Raw genomic sequence first — 11,758 nt, forward strand, 5'->3', positions numbered from 1 at the left:
GGGATTTAATGCCGAAGCCAAAAAATATTGGGAAGGACATGGCGGCGTCAGTCAGGCAGCAGCGCGAAGAGAAAATTTTTTGTAACAAAGAAAAACATGAAAATGGTAAATGATGGATGCGTTTAATTTAGGTAACTAGGAGAAAGTTTGATGAGAATAGCTTTCGTTGAAATTCAGAATTTTCGGAAATTGAAATCTATCAGGATTGATTTTTCCAAAGACAAAACGCTATTTGTTGGAGCCAACAACAGTGGAAAAACAACCGCAATGATTGCGCTGCGACGTTTCCTGATCGATCAGAAGCAATTTGATGCTCATGATTTCACGGTTTCAAGTTGGAAGAAAATAAACCAAATCGGACAGACGTGGGAGGCGCCCGGTGCAATTCCGTCCGATTTGGCAGAATGGGAAGGTACCCTCCCCGCAATGGACGTATGGCTGGAAGTCGAGCCGGACAAAATTCATTATGTCCGACATCTACTGCCGACACTGGACTGGAATGGTGGATTGCTGGGTGTCAGGCTGCGCCTTGAGCCTAAAGAATTGGAAGCGTTGCACAAAGAATATGTCACCGTCCGTCAACGTGCGGTAGGCACGATTGCCGCCGCTATGAAGAATAAGGATGGCCATGATTATAAGGTTTCTCTCTGGCCTTCTTCTATAAAGGACTTTTTGGAACGTGGCTTTAGCAGCAAGTTCTGTGTCCGCGCTTATATCCTAGATCCCACCAAGAAAGTCTATCCGAAAGGTGGGCTAGCACAACCGCAAACACTGTCATCAACCGCGGAATATATCGAAGGAAATCCGTTCGCGGGACTCATCCGTATTGATGAAATCAACGCACAACGGGGCTTCTCTGACGCCGGCAACAATCAGGATGCATCGTCTGAGAAGGGTGAAGAAAACACCGGGCGTGGCGATAAGCGCAAATTGTCCGATCAGCTACGATCTTATTACGCCAAGCACCTTGACCCGTCCGAAATGCCAGAGTTGAGCGACGTTGACGCACTGGAAGCCATTCACATGGCGCAGACGCTCTTCGATGAAAAGCTAGAAATCTGCTTCGCGGAAGCATTGAAAGAGATTCAAAATCTTGGCTACCCGGGCATTAGCGACCCAACACTGACGATTTCGACGCGCATAAAGCCGATGGATGGCCTCAACCATCCTTCGGCTCTGCAATACGAAGTCCTTTCCAATCGCGAAAATCCGCAAGACCTGCCGCCGAGGTTGCCAGAGCAATATAACGGTTTGGGTTATCAAAACTTGATTTCAATGGTGTTCCGTTTAATGAGTTTCCGCGACGAGTGGATGCAAGTCGGGAAAATTGGCAAGAGAGTGGTCGCCAAGACCGGCGAAACTTTCTTTCCCCCACCTTTACATCTGGTTCTTGTCGAGGAGCCTGAGGCGCACTTGCATGTGCAAGTCCAGCAAGTTTTCATTCGCCGAGCCTATGAGATACTAAGGAATCATGCAGATCTAAAAGGTAACAAGGCGCTAACGACGCAACTGGTTGTTTCGACGCATTCAAGCCATATCGCGCATGAATGCGAATTTGAATGCTTGCGGTATTTCCGACGCAAACTCGCAGTCAACGCCGGCGACGTTCCGACATCCGCGGTGATTAGCCTTTCGGAAGTTTTCGGCAAGCAGGACGACACCGCTAAATTCGTTACCCGCTATCTTCGAGCGGTGCATTGCGACTTGTTCTTTGCCGACGCCGCCATCTTTATTGAAGGCGCTGCGGAACGGATGATGATTCCTCACTTCATCCGAGAAAACTTCCCTGAACTGAACTATCGTTATCTAACCTTGTTGGAAGTCGGCGGCAGTCATGCTCACCGTTTCCGGCCACTTATCGAGCATCTTGGGCTAACGACGCTCATCATTTCCGACATTGACGCAGCGGCAAACACGAGTAACAAGCCTTCCCAGTCAATCGCGCATGGCTCAAGCCAGGTTACGCGCAATGCGACTTTGAAAACCTGGATACCGGAGAAACAAGCGATTGATGAACTTCTAGGCTTACCACCGTCTGCCAAGATAAAACATTACGCCGACGAAAATTTCTCGGTGCGTGTCGCCTACCAGTTACCAGTTAAGGTCGTCCTTGATGCCGCTGTAGGGCAAATCGATATAGCGGCCAACACTTTTGAAGATGCATTGGCATATGAGAATATCGACCTTTTCAAAACCTTAGACGGAACTGGTCTAATTAAGAAATTCAGTGAGGCTCTTAACCAGTATAAGACGCCCGCCGACCTGACAAACGATATATTCGAAGCATTGAAATCGGGGGGCAAGGCAGAATTTGCCCTTGAATTACTATTCAAAGACCCGGGTGAGTTCAAGATTCCAGCTTATATCAGTGAGGGGTTGGAGTGGTTGCAAGATCAGGCATGCAGGAAGGAAAATGAATCTCCGGGCGCGGGGCAGAAAAAAGCCAATCCACCATCGCCTCCTCAGAAGGAGGCAGCGTGCTGGAAGTCGCTCTTGCCGTAGATGATGGCAACAATATCGATGCGAAGGTAGACACTGAAATATCTACCTGCCTTGGTCAGAAACCGCCTAAAAGCTTTTTCCTGTTCGCTGGGGCGGGTTCAGGAAAAACGCGCTCTCTGGTTCAGGCGTTGCGATTTATTCAGAAAAGCCATAGTAGGCGTCTTCGCCTTCATGGGCAGCGTGTCGGGGTCATCACCTATACAAATAAAGCGTGTGGCGAGATTACGCACCGCATAGGCTTTGATCCTTTGGTGGAGGTTTCGACTATCCATAGCTTCGTCTGGACTCTAATTCAGGGATTTGATGAGGATATAAAAGCGTGGCTCAAAGTCGAATTGGAAAGCGAAATTGCCGATCTGAAAGATAAGCAGGCCAAAGGTCGCGGAGGCAAAGCCAACATTGACCGAGAGAAAAGCATTGAAGCCAAAACGAGGCGCTTGGCTACGCTGCCGGATATCCCTAAGTTTACTTACAATCCTAATGGCGACAACCGTGGTCGCGATTCACTTAACCACAGCGAAGTTGTCAAAATAGCATCAGCTTTTCTTTCCGAAAAACCCACCATGCAACGGCTTCTGATCACAAGATTTCCCATGCTCCTGATTGATGAAAGTCAGGACACAAATAAAATGTTGATGGAGGCCTTTCTATCGGTTCAGGAAAAATATTCCGCAGAATTCCAGCTCGGTTTGTTTGGTGATACGATGCAGAGAATTTATGCGGACGGCAAAGTTGATCTCGGCCATAATCTCCCCGCAGACTGGGCAACACCCACCAAGAAAATGAATCATCGTTGCCCTAAAAGGGTAATCACACTGATAAATAATCTTCGCGCCGATGTTGACAATCAAGAACAAATACCACGAACAGATGCAGAGGAAGGGATTGTTAGGTTCTTTATTTTGAGGGCCGATATAGCCGACAAAATGACTGCTGAGAAACTAATTGCAGAAAAGATGGCAACAATCGCCAATGACGCAACATGGAACAAACCAGAAGAGGTCAAAACACTTATTCTTGAACATCACATGGCGGCAAAGCGCATGGGTTTTTATGAAATGTACGAGCCGCTTTACAGGGACGATACCCTGCGTATCGGCCTTCTCGATGGTACTTTGAGTGGATTAAAATTCTTCGTGAATCGTGTCTTACCTTTGGTTGAAGCAAAAAAGGGAAACGATTCTTTTATAGTGGCGTCTATTGTAAGAAAACATTCCCCGCTTCTGAGTAAAACCACGCTCAAAGCTGCTGGTGATAAACAGTCTATGCAGATTCAAAAGGCACGAGAAGCCGTGGATGCACTTTGGAGCCTATGGAAAGAAAATAAAACTCCAAGATTTATAGACATTCTTCGCAATGTTACGGCAACTGGGCTTTTTGAAATTCCGGAAAGCTTGCAGCCTATTGCTGTTCGGAGTGATGAAGAACAAAAACTTGCTGAGGCTGAAATTGCAAGAAAAATGGCGGCAAATGACAGGGAAGACGAAACGATTTTGGATAACTGGGATCAATTCCTTCTTACTTCGTTTGAGCAAGCCAAGCCTTACGTCAATTATGTGACCGGAAAGGCGAGCTTTGATACTCACCAAGGCGTGAAGGGATTACAATTTCCAAGAGTCATGGTCATCATTGATGACAGCGCCGCAAGGGGGTTTCTTTTCTCCTATGACAAGCTTTTCGGAGTCAAAGAGAGAACAAGAAACGATTTTGACAATGAAAAATTGGGAAAAGAAACAGGCATAGCTAGGACGCGACGGCTCTTCTATGTTACTTGCAGCCGTAGCGAAGAAAGCCTGGCGATTGTGGCATATTCTGATTATCCACAAAGAGTGAGTGAAAATGTTATTAATCGGGGCTGGTTCGCAGAAAGTGAAGTCGAAATTATCTCAGTTTAGCTTTTCAAATAGGGATACTTTGTGCCCTTAATATAAAGCTAAACTTTTAAAAGTGCATCTCCCCCAGGATAAAGAAGAAAGATTTATTGATTGAAAATACGCCTCGATCAAATTACGATGCAAGGGGGTACCAGCTTGAATATTATGTTGCAGACTCACCATGCTTCAACCATTTGGCATTGCTAATCAATGTGGATTGGTAAATCTTTATTTTCGAACAACCGTCTATACGTTTGATGAGTGACCTAACTTCGGGAACCAGTGATGGATGAAGCCAAGGACTAAGGGTAATTCTGGATATGGCGGAAAGCGTAATTGGAACACCCAACGAGGATTGATTTTTATTTTTTGATTCCCATAGTAACCGCGCCTCGCGCTCAGGATAAAATGGATGACGTTTAAGGAATGGAAGTCTTTCTTTGTCGATTCTTTGCCCTTTAAGTGAATCAACAGTAAGGTATTCAACGTCCTGAAATTTTAGTTCAGGAACATTATCGATTGAGTTTCTTAGTCTATCCTCATCGAACTGTATACGTACGCCTGACGCCCCTGGCGCAAAAACACGCCAATGATGATAAGTCTCTTCCGATCGGGCGAAGCAGAGAGCAAGAACAGATTTCAGATTACACTTTTCACGATAGAACGTAATAAAGCTCGAATCGTTCTTGTCATCCCAAGAAAGTGGGTCGAGAAGTGTCAGTTCCCGACGAGTAAGTAGATGAATTAGGGAGGGTAACTCTGTATAACGATACACTATTTGGCTAGCCATGCAGGCCCCTCTGCAACATAACGCCCCCGTTCAGGTTCATGCGTCGAAAGCAACAACGATTCGTAGGTTTCAATTTTTTTGATAGCACTGCCTCAAGACTCCAAAAAATCCATGAAAAAGCCGTTTCTGCGCCACTGCACCTCAGGTGTTTTGTGGCCTCGTGCTTGGTCTTGTCGCAGTGGAAAATAGTGTGTTTCTATGTTGACCACATGCAGCCAATTCATGATTACGCCACTTCATTCAAGGGCGGAATAGTTACCAACTCCTTCATCCTGTCAGTTACAACCGATGGATAAAATACAACCCAGCATTATTCCTTGGTCTGTTCCGCCATCTGGCGATGGGATTTCGCCATACTCGTATTAGCGTCCGCTGCCTCCTGATAGAGGCGTGCCAGGGCTTGGGTATGCTCTTTCAGATCTTCAGTTTGCCGGCCATAGTAAGAACCATGTGCTTCATACTCCGCGAGCTGATTTTCTTGTGCTTTTGCCTTTGCCTGCATTTTTTGTGCCGCATCCTCATAGTGCTTCGCCAGCGCATTATGGTCTGCTTTAGTTTTGGCGTTCCGAACGGCACTTGTCATGTCCATCGGGTGATGGTCGATATTCGCACAGGATGCCAGCAAGCCTAGAGTAGCCAGTATTACGAAGACGTTTTTGACTTTCATGATGTACCTCCGTGATGGGATTGGTATGAAGAAGTAAGAATCCTAAATCCAGCAGTTGACCGCTTATCTTTCAATTTAACGCTATGATCGACAAACACCATTTTCTCTACTTGACCTTCACCTTTATGGTGGGTCGCTACAGGGTGGATTGCGCGGTTCTTGCGGCACATGGCTGCGTTGCAACTCCTTGGAATGGAATGACCATTCCGCGTCGTTGCGCCTTGCCCTGCACCCCAAAAACCGCACACTCCACCCTGTCCAACTGCTGGGTCTAGGATAATACAATGGAATTTATGACGGTATTTCATAACTTGATGCGATTAAGGCGCAAAGCATTGGTGACAACGGATACCGAGCTCATTGCCATGGCGGCGCCAGCGAACATCGGCGACAGCAGCAACCCGAAAGCCGGGTACAGCACACCGGCGGCCAGCGGGATGCCAAGCGCATTGTAGCCAAAGGCAAAGGTAAGGTTCTGCCGGATGTTGCGCATGGTGGCGCGTGACAATACGATAGCCCGTTCGATGCCGCGCAGATCACCTTTGACCAGCGTAATCCCCGCGCTTTCCATCGCCACGTCGGTACCGGTGCCCATCGCGATGCCGACTTCGGCCTGGGCTAGCGCGGGCGCATCATTGATGCCGTCGCCCGCCATCGCTACTGTGTGCCCCTCAGCCTGGAGTCGCTTCACATGACTGGCTTTGTCCTCGGGCAGCACTTCAGCCAGTACCTCATCAATGCCCAGTTGCCGCGCAACCGCATCAGCGGTGCGCCGCGAATCGCCGGTCAACATGACGATATGCACGCCCAGATTTCGGAGCCCTGCGATAGCCTCCGGCGTGCTTTCCTTGATCGGGTCGGCCACCGCGGCGATGCCGGCGGCAATACCGTTGATGGCGAAGAACACCACGGTTTTGGATTCCATGCGCCAGGTTTCCGCGCGCACTTCCCAACCCTGTGTATCAACACTATGCTGTGCAAGAAAATTGCGACTGCCGGCCAGCACGCGCTTGCCGTCGATATCGGCTTGCACGCCAAGGCCGTTGATGGCATCGAAAGCTTCCGCCGGGCGCGGTGTCAATCCACGGGCTTTTGCTCCCTCGACAATTGCAAGCCCGATCGGATGCTCGGAAGGCTGCTCCACGCTTGCGACGAGCGCGAGCGCTTCGTCGTGCGCAAACCCCTCGGCGATAAAATCGGTCAGCGCGGGGCGCCCCAGCGTCAGCGTGCCGGTCTTGTCCACTACCACAGTATCGACATCACGCATGCGTTCGATGGCGTCGGCATTGCGGAACAGGATGCCCACCCGCGCGCCCTGCGCCATCGCAACCGTCATCGAGATGGGGGTGGCAAGGCCGACGGCACAGGGGCAGGCGATGATGAGAACCGCAATGGCATTGAGAAACGCATAGGCAAATCTCGGTTCCGGGCCGAGAAACCACCATGCAAGCGCTGTGACGATTGCAATGGCGATGACAGCCTGGACGAAGTAAGCGGCAATGACATCCGCAAGCCGCTGGATGGGTGCGCGCGTACGTTGTGCTTCCCCGACCATGTGAACAATGCGCGCCAGCAGCGTATCCGCGCCCACGCGCTCGGCACGGATAATCAGCGAACCATTGCTATTCATGGTTGCGCCGGTAACCTTGTCGCCCGGTACTTTAGCCACCGGCACCGGCTCGCCGGTAATCATGGATTCATCTACCCGGCTTGAGCCTTCGAGCACCGTGCCGTCTACAGGAATTTTTTCTCCCGGTTTTACGCGCAACCGGTTGCCTGCGGTTACGGTCTCGAGCGGGACTTGTTCCTCCATCCCGTCGTCGCTCAATCGCCATGCCTGGTTGGGCGCGAGCTTCAATAATTGCTGAATTGCCCGGCTGGTCTGGCCCATCGCCCGCGTCTGCAGGTAGTCGCCGAGTGTTACCAGCGTGACGATAACCGCCGCCGCTTCGAAATAGGTGCCCACCGCGCCATCGTGCGCGCGAAATGCCTGCGGAAACCAGTCAGGCATGAGCACGGCCGCGAGACTGAAGAGATAGGCAAACCCCACTCCCAGACCAATCAGCGTATACATATTGAGTGCGCGATGCGCGAGCGAAAGCCAGAACTTGCGCAGGATCGGCCAGCCGACCCACAGCACCACGGGCGTACCCAGCGAGAATTCGACCCAGCCGCGTGAATGCGGCTGGAGTCCAAACGGTTCATGAATGCCGATCATGGGCGCCATCGCGAGCATCACCAGCGGGAGCGACAAGGCAATGCCGGCCCATAATCGGCGTGCAAGGCTACGTAGTTCGGAATCATCGGCTTCCCCGCCGCCTGTGCCTGCGACAGGCACCAGGGCCATGCCGCAGATGGGGCAATCGCCCGGGGCATCCCGCAGGATTTCGGGGTGCATGGGGCAGGTCCATTGGGCTTCCGCCATCGCCTTGGTGGGGGCTGGAGTTGCGGCATCCGTGTGCAGGTGACCACACGGCAAATGGTCGTGCCGATGGTCGTGAGCGTGTGATGGGTGGGTAGGATTCATGCCTGATTCATTTCTGAATTTCGGTGAAATCGCGTTATAAAATAGAATTTTGAGCTAATCTAATTCATATTAGACCAGCTTTTACTATTTGGACAATTTTCGGAAATTATTGTATTGCCAGCAAGTTGATGGGTTGCGCGTTGCTCCACCCATCCTACGCCTAGAGCCATCCGAGAAAATCGCCCAATCGTTTGCTGATTGATTCCACATGCGAGCCGACGTATTTCTCCAAGGTACGTTAGCGACACAGCAGCATGCTCATTTAGACATATCATATTTCCTCTTGCTTGCGCAGACTCCATTCCTTCACCAGCGCGTAGATCGCGGGGATGACGATCAGGGTAAGCAAGGTTGAGGACACCATGCCCCCGACCATGGGCGCGGCTATGCGCCGCATCACTTCGGAGCCGGTGCCGCTGCTCCACATGATTGGCAGCAGTCCTGCCATGATCGCAACCACGGTCATCATCTTTGGCCGCACGCGCTCGACCGCGCCTTCCATGACAGCAGCGTACAAATCGGTTACCAACGGCTTACTGCCCGTGGCCGCGCGTTGCTTCCTGATGGCTTCCCAGGCATGATCGAGATAGATCAGCATCACGACGCCCGTCTCGGCGGCGACGCCTGCGAGCGCAATGAAGCCTACGCCTACCGCGACGCTGAGATTGTAGCCAAGCAACCACATCAGCCAGACGCCACCCACCAGCGAAAAAGGCACCGACAGCATGACGATGAGGGTTTCGGTAAGCCGCCGGAAATTGAGGTAGAGAAGCAGAAAAATGATCGCCAAGGTAAGCGGTATGACCACTTTCAGCTTTTGCTTGGCCCGCTCCATATACTCGAACTGGCCGCTCCAGGTAGCGTAATATCCTGGCGGGAATTTCACCTGCTCTCCCACCGCCTTTTGCGCTTCGGCCACGTAACCGCCGATGTCGCGATTACGAATGTCGACGAAGATGTACGCGGACAGTAGGGCGTTTTCGGTGCGTATGCTGGGCGGTGCCTTGACTGTTTTGACGCTCGCCACCTGTCCCAGCGGGATCATGCCGCCGTTCGGGAGGGGCACCAGCACCTGGGTAGTGATGGCTAACGGGTCTTGCCTCAGTTCGCGTGGATAGCGCACGGCGACGCCGAAGCGCTCGCGGCCTTCCACCGTGGTCGTCAGCATCTCGCTACCCAGCGCCAGCGAGATCACTTCCAGCAGATCGCCGACCGCCAGGCCATGGCGGGCAAGCGCCATGCGATCAGGCTCGATATCAAGGTAGTAGCCGCCGGTCGTGCGTTCCGCATAAGCACTGGTGGTTCCCGGTACCGTTTTTACGACAGTTTCGATCTGCCTGGCGAGGTCCTCCATTTCGCCCAGATCCTTGCCGAACACTTTGATGCCGATCGGTGTGCGGATGCCGGTGGCGAGCATGTCGATCCGGTTCTTGATCGGCATGGTCCAGGCATTGCTCACCCCCGGTATTTGCAGTGCCTGGTCCAGTTCGGCAATCAGTTTGTCGATGGTCATGCCGGCGCGCCATTCATTTTCCGGTTTCAGGTTGATGACCGTTTCGGCCATCTCCAGCGGAGCCGGGTCAGTGGCCGTATTGGCGCGCCCGGCCTTGCCGAATACCGACTCGACTTCGGGGAAACTCTTGATGATCTTATCCTGGGTCTGCAATAGCTCCGCAGATTTGGTGACCGACAACGCCGGCAGCGTAATCGGCATAAACAACAGGCTTCCCTCGTTCAACACCGGCATGAACTCACTGCCCAGTTTCAGCGCTGGGAATATCGAAAGTGCAAGCGTGAGCAGGGCCATGACAACGGTAAGTTTCTTCCAGCGCATGACCCAGGCGATAACGGGGCGATAAATCCATATCAGAAAACGGTTAACGGGATTTTTCCGCTCGGGCATGATCTTGCCGCGGATGAAAAGAAACATCAGCACCGGCACCAGGGTGATCGACAATAGCGCCGCACCCGCCATCGCGAAAGTTTTGGTATAGGCCAGCGGAGCGAACATGCGCCCTTCCTGAGCCTCCAGGGTGAACACCGGCAGGAATGAAACTGTGATGATGAGCAGGCTGAAGAACAACGCGGGCCCCACCTCGCGGCATGCATCAATCATGATTTGCAGGCGCGGCGCACCTGGCGGCGCGCGCTCCAGATGCTTGTGGGCATTTTCGATCATGACGATAGCGGCATCCACCATGGCGCCGATCGCAATGGCGATACCGCCCAGGCTCATGATGTTGGAATTGAGTCCCAGCATATGCATGGCGGTGAGCGCAATGAGCACGCCGATCGGCAGCATGACGATAGCCACCAGCGCGCTCCTCGCGTGCATGAGAAATATCATGCAAACCACGCCCACCACGATACTTTCCTCGACCAGGACTCGTTTCAGATTGTCGATGGCACGATGGATCAGGTCTGAACGGTCGTAAACCGTCCGCAACGACACGCCCTCCGGCAATCCGCTGGCGATTTCCGCCATCTTGCTTTTCAGGTTGTCGATGACGTCAAGTGCGTTCTGGCCATAGCGTGCGACGGCGATCCCGGCGACCACTTCACCTTCACCATTCAATTCCGCAATCCCGCGCCGTTCGTCCGGCGCCAGTTCGACCCGCGCCACGTCGCGGATCAGCACCGGCGTGCCTTGTTCCGCCTTGAGTACCAGGTTCTCAATGTCGGCTATGCCGCGCAGGTAACCCCGGCCACGTACCACATATTCGGTTTCCGCCATCTCGATCACCCGCCCGCCTACGTCCCGATTGCTGGCGCGGATCACTGCGGCGACCGTGTTGAGAGGTATGCCGTAAGCCTGCAGCTTGCGTGGCTCCACCGTAACCTGATAGGTTTTGACGAATCCACCCACGCTCGCCACCTCTGCTACGCCCTGAGCCTTGGTCAACTGATAACGCACGAACCAGTCCTGTATGGTGCGTAGTTCCGCGAGCGTATGCTGGGCTGCGACGACCACATATTGGTAAACCCAGCCGACGCCCGTGGCATCTGGTCCAAGGGTCGGCGTAACACCACGCGGCATACGTCCCGCCGCAAAATTGAGGTATTCGAGCACCCGGCTCCGTGCCCAGTAGATATCGGTGTTGTCCTCGAAAATGACATAGATAAAGGACGCACCAAATACCGACAGGCCGCGCACTACCTTGGATTTCGGCACGGCCAGCATGGCCGTGCTGAGCGGATAGGTAACCTGATCCTCTACTACCTGCGGTGCTTGCCCTGGATACTCGGTATAGATGATGACCTGCACATCCGAGAGATCGGGAATCGCGTCCAGTGGCGTGCGAATAACGGCGTAGATGCCCACGCCGATGACAAGCGCTGTCGTCAGCAACACGAGGAACACGTTGCGTGCGGACCATTCGATTATCCGGCCCAGCATG

At 52.5% G+C, this 11,758-nt stretch carries 6 protein-coding genes; 2 read left to right on the plus strand and 4 right to left on the minus strand.

The annotated features are described in order from the left end of the window. Positions 1–150: 150 nt before the first annotated feature. Positions 151–2,502 (plus strand): ATP-dependent nuclease, encoded by a 2,352-nt coding sequence (locus BLR00_RS09690; RefSeq protein WP_074632159.1) that lies wholly within the window; start codon positions 151–153, stop codon positions 2,500–2,502. Further along, positions 2,478–4,397, plus strand: a complete 1,920-nt coding sequence (locus tag BLR00_RS09695; protein ID WP_081346710.1) for a UvrD-helicase domain-containing protein — start codon at positions 2,478–2,480, stop codon at positions 4,395–4,397. Before BLR00_RS09690 ends, BLR00_RS09695 begins: the two co-directional genes overlap by 25 nt. Positions 4,398–4,539: 142 nt before the next feature. Here BLR00_RS09695 and BLR00_RS16345 read toward each other — a convergent pair whose 3' ends face one another. From BLR00_RS16345 to BLR00_RS09715, 4 genes are all read right to left on the minus strand, one after another. Continuing rightward, positions 4,540–5,166 (minus strand): hypothetical protein, encoded by a 627-nt coding sequence (locus BLR00_RS16345; protein WP_074632160.1) that lies wholly within the window; start codon positions 5,164–5,166, stop codon positions 4,540–4,542. A gap of 310 nt (positions 5,167–5,476) precedes the next feature. Then, positions 5,477–5,833 (minus strand): hypothetical protein, encoded by a 357-nt coding sequence (locus BLR00_RS09705; protein WP_074632161.1) that lies wholly within the window; start codon positions 5,831–5,833, stop codon positions 5,477–5,479. A gap of 304 nt (positions 5,834–6,137) precedes the next feature. Continuing rightward, the gene (locus BLR00_RS09710; protein ID WP_074632162.1) at positions 6,138–8,360 is read right to left on the minus strand and encodes a copper-transporting P-type ATPase; all 2,223 of its coding nucleotides are present in this window, start codon (positions 8,358–8,360) and stop codon (positions 6,138–6,140) included. A 271-nt stretch (positions 8,361–8,631) separates the two neighbouring features. Then, a complete protein-coding gene (locus BLR00_RS09715) occupies positions 8,632–11,757 on the minus strand; it encodes an efflux RND transporter permease subunit (protein ID WP_074632163.1) in 3,126 nt (1,041 codons plus the stop codon). Position 11,758 lies beyond the last annotated feature (1 nt).

Source organism: Nitrosospira multiformis, assembly GCF_900103165.1.
GTDB classification, from domain to species: Bacteria; Pseudomonadota; Gammaproteobacteria; order Burkholderiales; family Nitrosomonadaceae; genus Nitrosospira; species Nitrosospira multiformis_D.